Below are 16206 nucleotides of genomic sequence, written 5' to 3' on the forward strand. Positions count from 1 at the left end.
CGTCCGCTTTTGGGTGCCGTCGCTTCAGGCCAAGATGTCCGACATTGGGGCGCGTAGGGGACCGGCGGTTCGTGGGGCTTCAGCGGACGGTCCGCTATGAGTCTAATGGGGCCGAACCGAGACTAAGCGATACCCCCTGGTGTGGACGGCGCCATTTCTGGCAGTTCCCTCTCCGAAACCAAAATGCCGCCCATTCGCTGAATTGGCGAACGGAGGATTAGATGGCGGCACGCGCATATTGGCAAGGACAAATCAGGCTCGCCCTCGTTTCAATTCCGGTCGAGATATTCTCGGCTAGCAAATCCGGCGCGAAGATCCGGTTCAATCAGATTCACGAACCGAGCGGAAAGCGGATCAAGTACGAGAAGAGCGTTCCTGGAGTCGGCCCGGTTGATCGCGATGAGATCATCAAGGGCTACGAGATTTCGAAGGGCGAGTACATCTTGCTCGAAGACGAGGAGATCGAAGCGGTGAAGATCGAGAGTCGGAAGACACTCGAACTCGTCCAGTTTGTCGAGGCGTGCGAGATCGACCCGCTCTACTTCGAGAAACCCTATTATGTCGCGCCGAAGGACGATCTTGCCGAAGAGGCCTTCGTCGTGCTGCGAGAGGCTCTGCGAAAATCGAAAAAGGTGGCGCTGGGGCAATTGTCGGTCCGCGGGAGCGAGAAGCTCGTCGCGCTCAAGCCGTGCGGCAAAGGCCTGCTGCTCGAAACGCTGCGTTACGCCGACGAGGTGCGCAAGGGTCAAGACTTCTTTGAAGATATCGACGAGGCGAAGCCGAAAAAGGAGCTGCTCGATCTCGCGACGACGCTGATCGAAGAGAAAAGCGCGCCGTTTGATGCGAGCGAGTTCGAGGACCGCTATGTCGATGCACTGAGAGAGCTGATCGACAAGAAGGCGAAATCTAGGAGCAAGAAGGCGATCGTCACGGACGTCGACGAGCCCGACGGCGGCGACGGTGGAAACGTGATCGACCTGATGGCCGCACTAAAGAAGTCGGTCGGGGAGAAGAAATCGTCGAGCGGCAAGTCGCGTTCGAAACGCAAAAAGAGCGCGTGATATGGCGGCCCAGGGCAAGCCTTTCGATCCGCTTGCGACTTACAATGCCAAGCGCGATTTCGAGAAGTCGCCCGAACCGCCTGGTGCGGCACGAAGCAGCAAGAGCGGCGATCTCTTCATAGTGCAGAAGCACGACGCCTCTCGGCTACATTGGGACCTGCGTCTCGAAGTCGACGGCGTGCTCAAGAGCTGGGCGGTAACCAAGGGGCCCTCGCCGGATCCGGACATCAAGCGGCTGGCGGTGCGGACCGAGGACCACCCGATGTCCTACGCCGAGTTCGAAGGTACGATCCCAACGGGCGAATATGGCGGCGGCACGGTGATGCTTTGGGATCGCGGAAGCTGGGCCCCGATTGAGGGAAAGAGCGCTAAGGATCTCGATAAGGGGCATTTGCATTTCTGCCTCGAAGGCGAGCGGATGCGGGGCGAGTGGTTGCTCATCAGGCTCAGGAAGAAACCAGGCGAAAGGCGCGAAAACTGGCTTCTGCGTAAACTGCAGGATGACCACGCCCAGAAAGGCGACATGCTGGTCGAACGCGAACTAACCAGCGTGCTGTCCGGGCGATCGATGGCCGAGATCGCGGCCGAGAAGAGAGGCGGAAACCCGTTTGCGCGGAAGAAGGGCAAGGCATTCCTCGAACAGATGGAAAAGCCTTCGGCGCAAAGTGCCAAGAAGGCCAGCGCCTGCAGAAAGCGAAAATCTGCGCCCCTTCCGAAATTTGCCAAGCCCCAGTTGGCGACACTCGTCGACGACGTTCCCGCCGGTAACGGGTGGATGCACGAGATAAAGTTTGACGGGTACAGGACGATGATCGCGGCCAAGGGCAGCGACGTGCGCGTCTCTACGCGCAGCGGCAAGGACTGGACCGACAAGTTTGCACCGCTTGTCGAGGCAATCGCGACGCTCCATCTTCCGGCCTGCCTGATCGACGGCGAGATCGTCGCCTACGACGGAAACGGCAACCCCGATTTCTCGACCCTGCAGCGCGTCCTGAAGCGCGGCCATGGCAGCCAGTCAAAGAGCAATGAGCTCTCTCTCCACGCCTTCGATCTGTTGTCGCTCGACGGCGAGGATCTGACCAGGCTGCCCAATATCGAGCGCAAAGAGCATCTCGAAGCGCTGCTATCCACCGCCGAGCCGCCGATCCATGTCGCCGATCATCTCATTGGCGCGGGAGAAAAGCTTTACGATTCCATGTGCAGAGCCGGGCAGGAAGGCATCATCGCCAAGAAAATCGATGCGCCCTATCGCCATTCGCGTAGCAAGGCGTGGGTGAAGGTCAAATGCACCCGGCGGCAGGAATTCGTGATCGTGGGGTGGAAGGCAAGCAAGGCGAAGGGGCGTCCGTTCGCCTCCCTGCTGATGGCCCAGCATGAAGGCGATGAACTGGTCTACAAGGGCAATGTCGGCACCGGGTTCACCAACGACGACCTCGATGAGCTGGCGGCAAAGATGAAACGGCTGGAGCGCAAGACGCCGCCGGTGAAGACCGACGAGACGAGCGCGCGCCTCGTCACCTGGCTTACGCCGAAGCTGGTCGCCGAAGTGGCCTTCGCCGAATTCACCGCCAACGGGAATATCCGCCATGGCAGCTATCTCGGCCTGAGGAGCGACAAGGACGCGGCATCGGTAACGCCGGAAACGGCCGCACTGGCCCCGAAGCCAGCCGTCGCCATCAGCATCTCCAGCCGCGACCGCGTGGTCTTTCCCGATACCGGCCAGACCAAGGGCGAGCTTGCCGATTACTATACCGCCATCGCGCCGCTCATGCTCCCTTTTGCCGGGCGGCGCCCGATCAGCCTGGTGCGCTGCCCGCAGGGACGCGCGAAGAAATGCTTCTTCCAGAAGCACGATAGCGGCGCCTTCGGCGATGCTGTCCACCTTGTCCCGATCCGCGAGAAGGACGGCGGGACCGAGGACTATCTCTATGTCGCGGACGCGCGCGGCATCCTTCAATGCGTGCAGATGGGGACGATCGAATTCCACGGCTGGGGCTCGCGCAGCGACGATGTCGAGGCACCAGACCGAATGGTATTCGATCTCGACCCCGACGAAAGTCTGGATTTCAACGACGTCAAACAAGCGGCGCATGACATTCAGGCTCGGCTGTCCGATATCGGGCTTGTCAGCTTCGCTCTGCTTTCGGGCGGGAAGGGGGTGCACGTCGTGGTGCCCCTCAAAACCGGTCACTCATGGGGCGAGCACAAGGATTTTGCGCGCCGCTTCGCCCAAGCGCTGAGCATTGCGGAACCCGATCGCTTCACGGCCACGACGAGCAAGGCGAAGCGCAAGGGAAAGATATTCATCGACTGGCTGCGCAATCAGCGCGGCAGCACTGCCGTCGTCCCCTACTCCGTTCGCGCCCGCCCTGGCGCACCGGTGGCGGCGCCGATCGCCTGGCACGAGCTGAAATCGATGACGCAGCACCAGTCTTTTTCGATCGATGACGCTAAGCGTCTACTTGATCGTGCGCACAGCAAGACCCTGACTGGCTGGGGTTTCGCCGACCAAACACTGCCGGACGTATGATTGCCGCGATGTCGCTGTCAGTTGAGAGGCTCAGGTTGTCGCTTTTTGGGCCGGAAGCGGAAAGGCAGCTTTTATATCTTTGAGCGGATTAAGCGGACAGCGACTGCTGACCGAATCGCAAGCCGGTGCATTAGAGAATGGTCTGGAGAAACCCCTCTTGGCATAGACTTTTGCCGTCGTTGAAACGCCCCTGCAGGACAGCCAACACGGAGCCGAGAGCCACAAACTAAATTGGTTTACTATTTAGCGCGCCTTTCCTACCATCCGGAGATGGCGAGAGAAACCTTTACGATTGAGGGCGCAGGCGCGATTTCTCTTACAGCCGAGGCTGAGGGGGATGCCTACGCTAAACCCGTCCTTCTTGCGCACGGCGGCGGGCAGACACGGCGCGCGTGGAGAAGGGTGGTCAGCGAGCTGGCTCAAGCCGGCTTTCGCGCAATCGCCTTCGACATGCGCGGTCACGGAGACAGCGATTGGTCGCCATGCGGAGCTTATGAAATGCGCGACTTCGCGGCGGATCTGGTCGCTGCAGCGTCGCGCCTGGACCAGAAGCCAGCGCTGGTTGGCGCTTCACTGGGCGGGCTCGCTGGACTGATTGCCGCAGGGGAGCTTGCTCCAGGTAGCTTTGCTTCACTCACATTGGTCGACATTGCCCCGCGCATGGAGCCCAGCGGTGTGATGCGCGTGGTTGGTTTCATGGAAGAGCATGTCGATAGCGGCTTCGCCTCACCAGAGGAGGCGGCCGACGTGATCGCTCGCTACATGCCGCATCGTCCCAAGCGGGGCGCGAGCGATGGTCTGAAAAACTATCTGCGGCAGAAGTCGGATGGGCGCTTCTATTGGCACTGGGACCCGGTGTTTATCCGTAATATAATGTCAGCCAGACAAGGCGACCCAGACAGCCAAGAACGTCAATCGGCAATGCTGAGCCAAGCTGCGGCGAATCTCACGCTTCCGCTTCACCTCATCCGAGGCGGCTCTAGCGATCTTGTTTCCGAAGAGGCCGTTTTGCATCTGCGACAACTCGCCCCCCATGCAGAATACACCGATATTGCCGATGCCACGCACATGGTCGTGGGCGATGCGAACGATGCCTTCTCCGCCGCTATCGTCGATTTCCTACGAACCCATCACTCTTGCGATACGGCTCAACCACAGGGGACGAGGGAGCTATGATCGATCGAGAGCGCTTGCAGGAAATGCTGAATATCGCGCCGTTTCATCGATGGCTTGGGCTGGAGATTGCAACATGCTCCGACCAGGGAATCGCGATCACCATGCCATGGCGCGAAGAGATCGTGTCGAACCCTATGATTGGGTCGGCGCATGGAGGGATCCTGGCTTCACTGGTCGACCTCACCGGGCTTTATACTCTGCTTGCCGGGGGCGTCGCGGCGAGAGCGACGGCCGATCTGCATGTCGATTACCACCGTCCTGCAACCTCAGGACCTCTCACTGCTCACGGACAGATCGTGAAGATCGGGCGACAGATTTCGGTGGCGGAAACCCGGGTTCTCGAGCCCGACGACAAGTTGGTCGCCAGCGGCAGGGGCGCCTACTTCTCGTCAACCGGATCACTTGATCAGCGCGGCGGGACTATTGATCTCGAACAGGCTCTTGCCACCCAAGGCCCAGCGACTTCTGCAGCGCGATCCACGCCAGCGTAAGGGCACCTTTTGCCCGGACGAGGTCTGCTGAGGCCTGCTGCTGTTCTCGCAGGGCCCGGTTGAGGTCAGCCTTCGAGATCGCTCCTGCGGCAAAACGTTGGCGGTTCAGGTCCGCCGCGCCGTCAGCCTGCTTCTTGATTTGCATACTGGCAGCGAGCGCCACACGCTGCTGGCCGAAGCGAGCCAAGGCACGTTCGGCGTCTTGCAGTGCCAGAAGCACCGTCTGCTGGTAATTGGCGACTGCTTCGTTGCGCGCCGCCCCGGCTTGGTCGATCGCAGCGTCTACCCTGCCGAAATCCAGAAAATTCCACTGGAGGCGTGGGATCGCGAGTGCGGAGAAATCGCCGACATCGACAACGTCGTCCAACGAGGATCCGCCGAGGCCCAGGATCCCCGTGAAGGACAATTTCGGGAACCGCGCCGCCTCGGCCACCCCGATCCGCGCCGTCGACGCGGCAAGAGACCGTTCGGCCGCCCTTATGTCAGGCCGACGCGCCACCAGGCTTGCCGGATCGCCGATCGCGACCTGCTCTGGCGGCATGGGAATGGAATGCGCAGTCGTGAGCGCTGCATCAACTGATCCCGGCACCTGTCCGGTCAGTATAGCGAGTGCATCAGACAGGACTGCGATATCCGCTTCAGCTTCGGCAAGTTGTGACTTGAGCATCTCCAGTTCGGCATTCGCGGTGCCTACCGGGAAAAGCGGCAATGCACCGCGCTGATAGCGTTGGTATGTCAGCGCCAGGATCTCTTCCTGCAACGAAATCTGCGCCTCAAATTGCTCTGCGCGGAATTGGGCCTCCCGCAAATTGACGTAGGTGCTGGCCACTTGGGCAGTCAACTGGACCTTTGCGTCCTCTGCATTGGCCACCGTTGCAGCAGCTTGGGCATTGCTGGCTTCAATGCGCCTGCGCGAGCCACCGGCGAACTCCAGCTCCCAGTTGGCGTTAAGGCCCACATTGAAAAAGCTGAGCGAGTCATCGGTTTCTGCGTCGGAATTGGTTTGCTCTGACGGGGGGGGCGCCCCGCCTTGAATGTCGAGACCACGAAGCCGGCCCTGCACGGTGGTGGCCTGTGCCCCAAGCGATGGCATTCGACCCGCACGGTCTTGCCTGATGGATGCCCGTGCCTGGGCAATGCGCGCCTGCGCTGCGGCGAGCGAAGGGTTGCCGGACAGCGCAGCCTCCACCAGCCGCGTCAACTCGGGATCGCCGAGCAGCAGCCACCATTGAGCGACAACCGGATCAGATGCGCTCACATCACTGCCAGCGCGCACAAAGCGAGTGCCCGTGTCTGCTGACACAACTTCCGGGGGGCCTGCATAATCGGGCCCAGCCGTGCATCCAGCTAGCAAGGCGATAGTGATAATCGGAGGTAGCAAGTGGCGCATAATCTCGGGCTCAGTGCATCGAAAGGGAGACATTTTCCGGAAGCGGCTTGAGGAACAGAACAAGCGGGACTGTCGCGAGTGTGAGAAGTCCCATCACCAGAAAGACATCATTGTAGGTCATGATGAACGCTTCGCGCTGGAGAGTGCCGCCGAGTGCCGCCATCGCTCGTTCCATATCGCCCAAGCTTCGCGCCAGTCCGTCGAGATAGGTCTGCAGCGAAACGCTGTTCGCATTCAGCGTTTCTTCCATGCGCCTCGTATGGTGCCAAATTCGCTGGTCCTGGAACGAAGCGAGGGCCGAGAGGGCGAATGATCCGCCAAGATTGCGGGCCGCGTTGAAAATGCCCGAGGCATCGCCCGCGTCTTCCTTGGCCACCGACGCAACCGTTGCCTGATTCAGGAACATCATCGCAAGTATCATTCCGGCCCCGCGGATAAGCTGACTTTCAGTGAAGACAGCGCCGCCGGATTCGGCGGTCAGACTCGTGCTGACAAAGCAGCTGATCGCCATCAGCAGCATTCCGGTGCCGACGGCAATGCGGATGTCCACCTTGCGGATCATCAGGGGCAGAACCGGCATCAGGAGAAAGGCCGGGACACCCATCCAGAAGATGACCAGTCCCGTCTGAAAAGCATTATAGTCAGAGATGATCGCCAGAAACTGCGGAATGACATAGGTCGAACCATACATCACCATGCCCAGGGCGAGCGCCATGATCGCGACGCTGGCGAACTGTCGATTGAACAGGAGCTGCAACTTCAAGACTGGCTTGCGTGCCTTCACCTGTCCGTAAATCAAACAGGCAAAGCCGATAATGGTCACCACCGTTAGCCAGCGAATGAGTGAGGACTCGAACCATTCCTCACGGTGCCCTTCCTCGAGTACAACAGTCAGACCGCCCAGTCCGAGGATCAGCCCGAGAATGCCAGCCCAATCGGCGTCCGTGAGATATTCCCACTTGGGCTTCTCGTGAGGCAGCCCGATAAACAGCAAGAGCAGCAGGATTGCGCAGACTGGCACATTGACGAAAAAGGCATAGTGCCAGCTCAGGTTCTCGGTCAGCCAGCCGCCGATCAATGGCCCCATCACGGGGCCAAGAACCACAGTCATGCCGAACAGGGCCATTCCGATTGGCTGTTGGTGCGGCGGTAATCGTTTAGCCACAATAGTCATTGCGGTCGGAATGAGGACTCCGCCCGTGAATCCCTGACCCGTTCGGCCGATGATCATGGTCGTAAGGTCGGTTGCAATCCCGCATAGCACCGAAAATGCGGTGAACGCGCTAACCGCGATGATGAGGAGGGTTCGCAGACCGAACAGCCGTTCGAGCCAAGCGCTCAGCGGAATGACGACGATTTCAGCAACGAGAAATGACGTAGCAATCCAGGTGCCTTCGGCGCCTGTGGCACCGATCTCGCCCTGAATGACGGGGAGTGCGGAATTGACGATTGATATGTCCAGCGTCGCGAGCATGGCGCCAAGCGCGCCCGCGGCCACAGCGACCCAGGCAGTCACGTCTGCGTTCTTTCGGCCCCCGGCCGGCCCGATCGAAGTGTCCTGCGCTGCCAGTATCTCGGTCATTGAGTCCGACTCGAGATCTCTTCCAATTCGCCGGCAGCATTCCGGGTGTCGACGGTAGCCACTACCGACATGCCGGGAACGAGCAGACGCCGCACTTCAGGGGGAGCATCGATACCGATGCGGACGGGTATCCGTTGAACGATCTTGGTAAAGTTGCCGGTGGCATTTTCGGGGGGGAGGATGGAAAATTCCGCGCCCGTTCCCGGCGATATGCTGACCACTCGTCCCGCGATCTCAAGGTCGGGTAGGGCGTCAACTTCGAGCCTGACGCTTTGGCCGGCCCGGATCAGGCCGACCTGCGTTTCCTTGAAGTTTGCCGTCACGTAGATCGCCCTCACCGGAACCACCGTCATCAAACGTTGACCCGGTTGCACGAACTGGCCCACCCTCACCGAGAGATCGCCGACGCGGCCGGCCTTGCTGGCGCGCAGCAAGGTCGATTCAACCGTAAGGTCGGCTGTTTCCAGCTGAGCGCGAGCAGCGTCCGCCTGCGCCTGGGTCTGGTTGATCTGCTCGAACAGGGTCCCTCGGCGCGCGGTCGCGGCAGCCACCGCCGCCTGCGCGGCGACGAGTTCGGCCCGCGCTTGCCGCGCCTGCGCCTCATACTGGTCTAGCTTTTCCCGCGGTTCGGCTCCTGTCGCGGCAAGGGGCCGATATCGCGCCACCTGGTCGTTCGCGAGGTCCAGTGCTGCGCGCGCGGCGGCGAGTTGGCCCCGCGCCTGGCGAATGGCTGCATCCTGTTCGGCTACCTGAGAACGGATTGTGTCGGCACCGGCCAGGGTCGCAGCGATCTGTGCGCGCGCCTGTTGCGCTTGCGCCTGATAATCCCGCAGATCCAGTTGTACGAGGGCTCCGCCGCGAGCAACCTGCTCGTTCTCCCCCACGAAGACCTCTTCGACGTATCCCGCTACCTTGGAAGAGATAACGACGCTGTCGGCAGCGACATAGGCGTTATCGGTCGTCTGCATGTACTGTCCGTAGGTTACGTGCCGGTAGTACCACCAGATCCCGCCAAGCAGCACGGCAAGACCAACGATGATTAGCACGATGCGCAAGCCACGCCGCGATTGCGGTTTCGTTGGGGTTGTGCCCTCCTGCTCCGGTTGGTTGGAGTTATCGGTCATCTGACTCTTTCGGCAGCCTCAGTAAAAGGTGAACGCGTCTCGCGCCCTATGAGCCGTGAGTCAGATAGTAAAGGCATTTAGCAGTTTGCATTTGGGCATCCGAGGCTATCCGACTACACAGCGCTATGGATGAAAAACCAGATACCATGTCACGGTCTCAGCGTCGGCAGAAGGTCATCACCGATGATGACCGCATTCTCTATCTTATGGACGAGATCAGTCGCGGCGCGCGCAGAGTGTACGATGCGAGGGTCGCCAGGATCGGTCTCAATCAGACACAGTGGAGGATCATCGGACAACTTCTTCGCGATCCTGCCCTTACGCAGGCTGAAATCGCCAAGAAACTGGAACTGGAATCGGCGACCATCGGCCAGGCGGTTGCAGGTCTTTGCGCACGCGGGCTGATGAAAAGGCTTCGAGCTGAGACGGATCGGCGAGCGTGGCAGCTCATCCTCACGGAGCAGCTTGACGATCTGCTGCCCGAACTGAGAGGCTCCGCGGATAGGCTTCATGGTCTGCTTTGGCGCGACATTGCCGCCGACGAGAAGCAAACGTTGCAGCAGACTCTTGAAAGGGTATCGGAAAATCTGGACCAACTCCGGGCCGAGGCTGAGTAAAATCATGGCATCGCCCCCGGAAAAGCCTATCAGCAGCATCGCTCGCGCCGCGGAGATCGGCCAAATCCTAGTGAGGCACGGCGCGAAGAATCTCGCCGGAGCCCTCGGATTTATTCCCTCTTCGAGCAATGTCATCGATCCTCGCGAATTTCATCCGGCTGCAGTTGTGGCGTTCCTCCGTGACATCGGGCCAGTCGGCATAAAGCTGGGGCAACTCCTCGCCACCCGAAGCGATCTGTTTACCGAACACTGGATCACGGCATTCTCAACCCTGCACGATCAGGTGTCGTCAGTGCCCTTCGCAGATATCGAGCCCGTACTTGCTTCAAGCTGGGGTGAGGACTGGCGGAGCGACTTTGCGCAGTTCGACGAAAAGCCTTTGGCCTCTGCCTCCATAGCGCAAACCTATTCCGCCAGACTGCGGGACGGAAGCGAGGTCATCGTGAAGGTTCGGCGGCCAGGCACTGCCGCTCGGATGGAGGCTGATGTGCGCCTCCTTATACGCCTTGCCGGGATCGTGGAAGCACGGTCGCCGGACATCGCGCGTTACCGGCCAGTCGAGTTTCTGCGGACCTTCGGCCGCAATCTTGCCTGGGAGATGGACCTCGCTGCGGAATCCCGAGCCTGCGAGCGGATCGGCGCATATCTCGATACCATCGGCGTCAGGTCCCCGGCCATCCATTGGGAACTGACCGGGCTGCGGGTGAACGTTCAGGAACGCCTGTACGGCAGGCCCGCGTCTTCGCTGGGCAGCCCATCGGGCGACCCGCGGGTGGCGGCTTTCGCTAAAAGCTATGCCAACGCTGTCCTGCGGATGATCATCCTGAACGGCGAATTTCACGGCGACCCCCATCCCGGTAACGTCTTCATGATCGGCGAGCAGGATGTCGGCTTCATCGACTTTGGATCGGTCGGGACGCTCACCAAGGCCAGGCGCGACGAGATCGTCCGCCTCGTCCTTGCGATCGCTGGTGAGGAAACCAGCGATGTCGCGAATGTCCTGCTCGCATGGGCGGGGGAGCCGAAGGTGGATCGCGATGCGCTCGCGGTGGATCTGGATCAGTTGATCGGAGAGTTCAGGGGGACCGTGCTATCTGGCATCGAGTTCTCGCAGATTTTTTCCCGCGCTTTCGACCTGTTGCGGGATTATCGACTGGTTCTGCCACCTGATCTGGCCATTCTTCTGCGTACCTTGTTGACTGCAGAGGGCTTCGTCCGATCGCTGGCACCGGACTACAACATCGCCGAAGAGACCCGGCCGATCATCACGGAGCTTCTCGCCGAGCGGTTCTCGCTCGGCAGCGCTCGGTCGGGTTTGAAGAGACTTCGCGGTCAGCTGCTGGGTTTGTCGGCGTCCTTGCCCGACATACTTGCCACTGCGAACTCGATCGCAAAGTCAGGATATGTGCCGGTTCAGCTCGATCCGCTCAGTATCGAGCAGCTCGCTGGACTTCGCAATGAGCGTCAGTCCTTGAAAGGCCCTCTAGCTGCCGCATTGATCATAGCTAGCGCGTTGCTTGTCGATCAATCCTGGCTTCTGGCTGGCGGCGCGCTTGTGATTGCTGGGGTGGTGCTCATCCGAAAGTCATAATGAAGGAGCAACTTAATTCGTGCACGGTCACGATACGGCAAAGCCGAACTTAACGAGGATTTCATGCGCCTCACTTCAGCGACCAAGACGCATCGCGAAGAAAATTTTTCGACCTATTGCGATTGAAGGCTTATTTTCCTCAATCAGACGAAACTTTGGAACGGCAGCTTTCAAGCGTGTCCTCGCCTGACTTTATGGCCGCTATTGGGGCGCATAGCTGCCATCGACGCTAGTCTGAACCAACGGCAGCTTTTGGGCGAAAATCGTGACTACTCGAATGACCGGGATGGGGCGCAAAGCGGCCATTCAGTCAGCATGAGCACATGTCGGCTCAAAGCCGCTGTAGCACTTCTGCTTCCTGTTGGTGACAGACCGGACTCCTAACCCGGTAACGCTCCCACAATGAGCGCGGTCTCTCATTCATCCACTATCGCCATCTCCACTTGGGGGAAGACCAGGATGGCCAGCTTGCTGAGGGCGTTGTCCACGGCTCGACAGACGCTTTCGCTGTTCGCGACGTCCTGAAGCAGCTTTGACGGGTCACTTTCCATTCGACTTCGCCGCCAAAGCGAGCCTTGCTGTGCGCACCCGATCGCGACCGATGAGCGGTCGCTGCCCCGGCGCTTTGCGCGACACGGGGCCTCCGGTGGTGGGAGCCGCAATCCGCTGCACCACGATCCGGAGAACGAACCATGACAACCAGAACGACGGCAAAGAGCGCTGCCAAGGATACGGGCAAACCGAAGATCGCGACAGTGATCGAATTGCTTGAGCGCAAGAACGGCGCTGATATCGACGAGATCGGCAGGGCAACCGGCTGGCAGAAGCATACCGTTCGCGCCGCGCTGACAGGCCTGAGGAAGAAAGGGCATGTGATCGAGCGAACGAAGGTCGACGGTGCCAGTCGCTACTCGATCACGAAAGTGGCGCCCGGGGGTTCGGGCAAGTGAGCAAACTCGATACCGATCTTGCCACGCTGCCCGGCATGGGTGCTGGCAAAGGAGCGGTATGACGATGGCGGCTTTTCCGGCGGCAATATCGATCGCCCCGGCCTGAAGCGCCTGCTTGCCGATATCGAGGCGGGCCGGGTCGACATCGTGTTGCTCTACAAGATCGATCGCCTCACCCGAAGTCTTGCTGACTTCGCGAAGATCGTCGAGGTCATGGATGCCGCCGGGGCAAGCTTCGTCAGCATCACCCAGAGCTTCAACACCACGACCAGCATGGGGCGGCTGACGCTCAACATGCTGTTGAGCTTCGCGCAGTTCGAGCGCGAGGTCACCGGGGAACGCATCCGCGACAAGATCGCGGCATCGAAGAAGAAAGGCATCTGGATGGGCGGACCGGTTCCGCTCGGCTACGACGTTCGCGATCGCAAGCTCGTCGTGAACGACGCCGAAGCGGAACAGGTCCGGCATATCATGCAGCGCTACCGCGCGCTCGGTAGCGTGCCAGCGCTTGCCGAGGAGCTGAACGAGCAGGGCTACCGCACGAAGGTCCAGCGTCGCGCAAGCGGTCCTCACAAGGGCGGCTGCATCTTTCGACGCGGCACGCTCTATCACATGCTCTCGAACCGCATCTATCGCGGAATGATCGTCCACAAGGGCGAGGCCTATGCTGGCGAGCACGAGGCCATCGTGGATCAGGATCTATGGGATCGGGTGCAGGCACAGCTCGCCGAGAACGCCTGCGGGTCGTCCCGTCGCAAACGGCACCAGCATCCGAGCCTACTCATCGGAAAGGTGTTCGATGGCGAGGGCAGGAGAATGACCCCGAGCCATGCGCAGCGAGGCAGGAAACGCTACCGCTATTATGTGACCCGGCCCGAAGAAGTGGATGGTAGCGAGGCTTGCCGGGTCAACGCTCACGATCTCGAACAGCTTGTATGCGAGCAACTGGCCGAGCGAATCGAGACCGATCGGTTCATCCTCGATAATCTAGGGAAGACTGCCGATCTGCAGGCAGATCGATTGCAGCGTTGCCGGAAGGCTGCAGTCGTCATGGCGTCACGGCTGCGACGCAGAGACATCAGCCTGAGGGCGGACCTGCTCGACCGAGTTATTGCCCGAGTAAATCTGAAAGACGCTGGCGTAAATGTCCGCCTCGATGAAGCCGGCCTTGCCTCGGAACTCGATCTGTCGCCCGAGCTGATCCGGGTCGATGGAATATCAATCAACATTCCCGCGGCCAGAGTCCGGCGCGGACGCCAGCTGCGACTGGTCGTTCCCGGGGATGGAAGCGCGCAGCCCAAGCCTGCGCGTCGCGACGGCAAGCTCATCGCGCTGGTCGCGGAGGCGATGGCCGCGCGCGAGCTGGTCGAGAACACGCCCGATCGCTCGATCGCCAGCATCGCAAAGGAGCACGGTCGTTGCCGGACCCGGCTCGGAAAGCTGGTTCGGCTCTCTTGCCTGGCTCCCGATATCGTTCAGTCCATCATTGAAGGCCGGCAGCCTGATACGCTCAACGCGGGATCGCTTGGTCGAAAGACGCTGCCGCTCGACTGGGCCGGTCAGCGCACAATGTTCGGATTCTCCTGAGCTGCGAAATCATATTGCAGTCGGAATTCCGGGCGCCTGAGACCGACGCTCCTTCCTGCGTCAGAAGTCCATCGGTACGAGCCGTCTCCGACTGCATGTAGCGTCTCTGGACTGGAGGAACGGCGCGTAACTGCGCCATTCCTGTCGGCAATCCTCAGCCCGTATCTAAAGGGCCCAGGAGACAAGGACTGTATGGTGCTCTCGAGAGAAGACACGAATTCGCCCAATTTCCGCAACAACTTCGAATTCGCCCTCAAAGAAACGGCGTGTTTCTCGTAGGTTGTTCAGGTCAACGAATTGAACCGTCTCGAAGAGACGATTTCAGCTTTGGACTGGATAGACGAGCGTCGAGTCTGAAATAAACGCTTCGCCAGCCATTACGACCACCTCCGCACCGATGCGATCGGCTGCGACTCACAAAGAATCTAGAAATCAAATTGCAGTCATGATTTCGGCCACCAGAGACAGCGGCCGAGTTCTCGGCGAGATGCGGCTCATTCAGAGACAAAACGCCCTGCAATTGAAAATCGGCCTTCCGGAAACGCCGCAGAACTGCGGGCGTTTCGCCGCGCGACAGAAATAAAAGCCAAGCCTAACAAGGGCTTGGGACTGTTTGGTGCGGTCGAGAAGACTCGAACTTCCACGGGCTCTCGCCCACAACGACCTCAACGTTGCGCGTCTACCAATTCCGCCACGACCGCACGCCGCGATTCGCCGGGGTTTTGCACGCCCGGCGGGAAAGGAGCGGCGCTGTTAGCAGACGACTCGCATGGCTGCAAGCAGGTGCGTCCAGCTCCTGGCAAAGACATATTGGGGCAACAAAAAGGGGCGGGCCGCCAATGACGAACCGCCCCCTTTTGCGTACCGGTACGGGTGGTGTCAGGCGGCTTCGGCCTGCTCCTCCGACCCCTTGCCTGCGGCCTTGGCCTTGCGGACCAGAACGGTCTCGATCTTTTCCTGCGCCTCGCTTTCCTCGGTGCCTTCGAGAGCGGCGAGTTCACGTGCGAGGCGGCCGATGGCGGCCTCGTAAATCTGTCGTTCGGAGTAGCTCTGCTCGGGCTGGTCTTCAGCGCGGTGCAGATCGCGTACGACTTCGGCAATAGAGACGAGGTCGCCGGAATTGATCTTTGCTTCATATTCCTGGGCACGGCGCGACCACATGGTGCGCTTGACCTTCGGCTTGCCCTTCAGCGTGGACATGGCGTCGGCCAGCGTGGCCTGACTGGACAGCTTGCGCATGCCGACCTGGTCGATCTTGTGGGTCGGAACCCTGAGCGTCATTTTCTCCTTCTCGAACCGGAGGACGTAGAGTTCGAGGCTGGCGCCGGCGATCTCCGTCTTCTGAATTTCCATGACCCGGCCGACACCGTGCTTCGGATACACGACGAAGTCGCCCGGCGAGAAACTCAGCTTCTTGGCTGCCATATACTGCTCCTGTTAGGCTCGCAGCACGTGACACGACCCGTCGGGTCTCCCCAGAACCATTGGGAAAATCAGGCCGGTCATGTGCAAGTCGAGGCGTCCGCTTACCCAGTCTCCGGAACCGGCGGCGCGCGGACGACGCCGCGGCGATTCCCTGTCGGAAAGATACGCTCCGCTCCATGCGCCGACTCGGGCGAAGGATCAAACCGTACCGTCGATGACAGGATTATAACATAAATGCGCAGGCTTCGCTACGGGCAGTGGTATACCATCCGCAACGGCCGTCAGAAGGCGCTATCAGGCGCCTATATCCGGTAGCTTGTGCCCAGACGCCGGGGCTCAGCCCTCGCCGGGTTCTGCCGAGAAGTACTTTTCGAACTTGCCCTCTTCGCCCTTATGCTCCTCTGCTTCGGGCAGCTCGTCCTTCTTCGTCGTGATGTTCGGCCATTCGGCGGAATAGGTCGTGTTCAATTCGAGCCATTTCTCGAGCCCGTCCTCGGTATCGGGAAGGATCGCCTCCGCCGGGCACTCGGGCTCGCACACGCCGCAGTCGATGCACTCGCTGGGGTTGATGACGAGCATGTTCTCGCCCTCGTAGAAGCAGTCGACCGGGCACACCTCGACGCAGTCGGTATATTTGCACTTAATGCAGGCATCGGTGACGACGTAGGTCATAAACTGAAAC

At 60.3% G+C, this 16206-nt stretch carries 13 protein-coding genes and 1 tRNA gene; 8 read left to right on the forward strand and 6 right to left on the reverse strand.

Annotation, left to right across the window (positions count from 1 at the left end):
- Positions 1 to 221 precede the first annotated feature (221 nt).
- From ku to KCN53_RS04450, 4 genes are all read left to right on the forward strand, one after another.
- Positions 222 to 1061 (forward strand): non-homologous end joining protein Ku, encoded by an 840-nt coding sequence (gene ku / locus KCN53_RS04435; protein WP_088711259.1) that lies wholly within the window; start codon positions 222 to 224, stop codon positions 1059 to 1061.
- Position 1062: 1 nt separating this feature from the next.
- Positions 1063 to 3591 carry a DNA ligase D gene (gene ligD, locus KCN53_RS04440; RefSeq protein WP_088711258.1) on the forward strand — a complete coding sequence of 843 codons (2529 nt, stop codon included), beginning with the start codon at positions 1063 to 1065 and terminating at the stop codon, positions 3589 to 3591.
- A gap of 270 nt (positions 3592 to 3861) precedes the next feature.
- Positions 3862 to 4767, forward strand: a complete 906-nt coding sequence (locus tag KCN53_RS04445) for an alpha/beta fold hydrolase (protein ID WP_088713301.1) — start codon at positions 3862 to 3864, stop codon at positions 4765 to 4767.
- On the forward strand, positions 4764 to 5258 hold the full coding sequence (locus KCN53_RS04450; protein WP_082745685.1) for a hotdog fold thioesterase: 495 nt from the start codon (positions 4764 to 4766) through the stop codon (positions 5256 to 5258). The genes KCN53_RS04445 and KCN53_RS04450 overlap by 4 nt, the downstream gene beginning before the upstream one ends.
- Here the strand turns inward: KCN53_RS04450 and KCN53_RS04455 are convergent.
- Genes KCN53_RS04455 through KCN53_RS04465 form a run of 3 tightly spaced genes read right to left on the reverse strand, consistent with a single transcriptional unit; the run spans position 5188 to position 9354 of the window.
- On the reverse strand, positions 5188 to 6648 hold the full coding sequence (locus tag KCN53_RS04455; protein ID WP_088711257.1) for an efflux transporter outer membrane subunit: 1461 nt from the start codon (positions 6646 to 6648) through the stop codon (positions 5188 to 5190). The genes KCN53_RS04450 and KCN53_RS04455 overlap by 71 nt on opposite strands.
- Before the next feature lie 10 nt (positions 6649 to 6658).
- The gene (locus KCN53_RS04460; RefSeq protein ID WP_051051456.1) at positions 6659 to 8230 is read right to left on the reverse strand and encodes an MDR family MFS transporter; all 1572 of its coding nucleotides are present in this window, start codon (positions 8228 to 8230) and stop codon (positions 6659 to 6661) included.
- Positions 8227 to 9354, reverse strand: coding sequence for an HlyD family secretion protein (locus tag KCN53_RS04465; RefSeq protein ID WP_061926347.1), 1128 nt, complete (start codon positions 9352 to 9354; stop codon positions 8227 to 8229). Before KCN53_RS04465 ends, KCN53_RS04460 begins: the two co-directional genes overlap by 4 nt.
- 206 nt (positions 9355 to 9560) lie before the next feature.
- On the opposite strand from KCN53_RS04465, the gene KCN53_RS16240 reads away from it, so the two are divergent.
- The 4 genes from KCN53_RS16240 (at position 9561) to KCN53_RS04485 (ending at position 14099) form a co-directional block, all read left to right on the forward strand.
- Entirely contained in the window at positions 9561 to 9971 is a 411-nt protein-coding gene (locus tag KCN53_RS16240) for a MarR family winged helix-turn-helix transcriptional regulator (protein WP_224199439.1), read from the forward strand.
- Positions 9972 to 9975: 4 nt separating this feature from the next.
- Positions 9976 to 11562 carry an ABC1 kinase family protein gene (locus tag KCN53_RS04475; RefSeq protein ID WP_088711255.1) on the forward strand — a complete coding sequence of 529 codons (1587 nt, stop codon included), beginning with the start codon at positions 9976 to 9978 and terminating at the stop codon, positions 11560 to 11562.
- Between the two features lie 692 nt (positions 11563 to 12254).
- Positions 12255 to 12512 (forward strand): DUF3489 domain-containing protein, encoded by a 258-nt coding sequence (locus KCN53_RS04480; protein WP_088711254.1) that lies wholly within the window; start codon positions 12255 to 12257, stop codon positions 12510 to 12512.
- A gap of 18 nt (positions 12513 to 12530) precedes the next feature.
- The gene (locus KCN53_RS04485) at positions 12531 to 14099 is read left to right on the forward strand and encodes a recombinase family protein (RefSeq protein WP_088711253.1); all 1569 of its coding nucleotides are present in this window, start codon (positions 12531 to 12533) and stop codon (positions 14097 to 14099) included.
- A gap of 614 nt (positions 14100 to 14713) precedes the next feature.
- Here KCN53_RS04485 and KCN53_RS04490 read toward each other — a convergent pair.
- From KCN53_RS04490 to fdxA, 3 genes are all read right to left on the reverse strand, one after another.
- Positions 14714 to 14800 (reverse strand) — tRNA-Leu (locus KCN53_RS04490).
- A 178-nt stretch (positions 14801 to 14978) separates the two neighbouring features.
- The gene (locus tag KCN53_RS04495) at positions 14979 to 15524 is read right to left on the reverse strand and encodes a CarD family transcriptional regulator (protein WP_088711252.1); all 546 of its coding nucleotides are present in this window, start codon (positions 15522 to 15524) and stop codon (positions 14979 to 14981) included.
- Positions 15525 to 15860: 336 nt separating this feature from the next.
- On the reverse strand, positions 15861 to 16196 hold the full coding sequence (gene fdxA / locus KCN53_RS04500; RefSeq protein WP_088711251.1) for a ferredoxin FdxA: 336 nt from the start codon (positions 16194 to 16196) through the stop codon (positions 15861 to 15863).
- Positions 16197 to 16206 lie beyond the last annotated feature (10 nt).

The sequence above is a fragment of the Pacificimonas aurantium genome (genome assembly GCF_020092905.1).
GTDB lineage: Bacteria > Pseudomonadota > Alphaproteobacteria > Sphingomonadales > Sphingomonadaceae > Pacificimonas > Pacificimonas aurantium.

Coding starts and splice junctions, on each gene's coding strand:
- ku (WP_088711259.1), top strand. CDS start 222: ATGGCGGCACGCGCATATTGGCAAGGACAAATCAGGCTCGCCCTCGTT.
- ligD (WP_088711258.1), top strand. CDS start 1,063: ATGGCGGCCCAGGGCAAGCCTTTCGATCCGCTTGCGACTTACAATGCC.
- KCN53_RS04445 (WP_088713301.1), top strand. CDS start 3,862: ATGGCGAGAGAAACCTTTACGATTGAGGGCGCAGGCGCGATTTCTCTT.
- KCN53_RS04450 (WP_082745685.1), top strand. CDS start 4,764: ATGATCGATCGAGAGCGCTTGCAGGAAATGCTGAATATCGCGCCGTTT.
- KCN53_RS04455 (WP_088711257.1), bottom strand. CDS start 6,648: ATGCGCCACTTGCTACCTCCGATTATCACTATCGCCTTGCTAGCTGGA.
- KCN53_RS04460 (WP_051051456.1), bottom strand. CDS start 8,230: ATGACCGAGATACTGGCAGCGCAGGACACTTCGATCGGGCCGGCCGGG.
- KCN53_RS04465 (WP_061926347.1), bottom strand. CDS start 9,354: ATGACCGATAACTCCAACCAACCGGAGCAGGAGGGCACAACCCCAACG.
- KCN53_RS16240 (WP_224199439.1), top strand. CDS start 9,561: ATGGACGAGATCAGTCGCGGCGCGCGCAGAGTGTACGATGCGAGGGTC.
- KCN53_RS04475 (WP_088711255.1), top strand. CDS start 9,976: ATGGCATCGCCCCCGGAAAAGCCTATCAGCAGCATCGCTCGCGCCGCG.
- KCN53_RS04480 (WP_088711254.1), top strand. CDS start 12,255: ATGACAACCAGAACGACGGCAAAGAGCGCTGCCAAGGATACGGGCAAA.
- KCN53_RS04495 (WP_088711252.1), bottom strand. CDS start 15,524: ATGGCAGCCAAGAAGCTGAGTTTCTCGCCGGGCGACTTCGTCGTGTAT.
- fdxA (WP_088711251.1), bottom strand. CDS start 16,196: ATGACCTACGTCGTCACCGATGCCTGCATTAAGTGCAAATATACCGAC.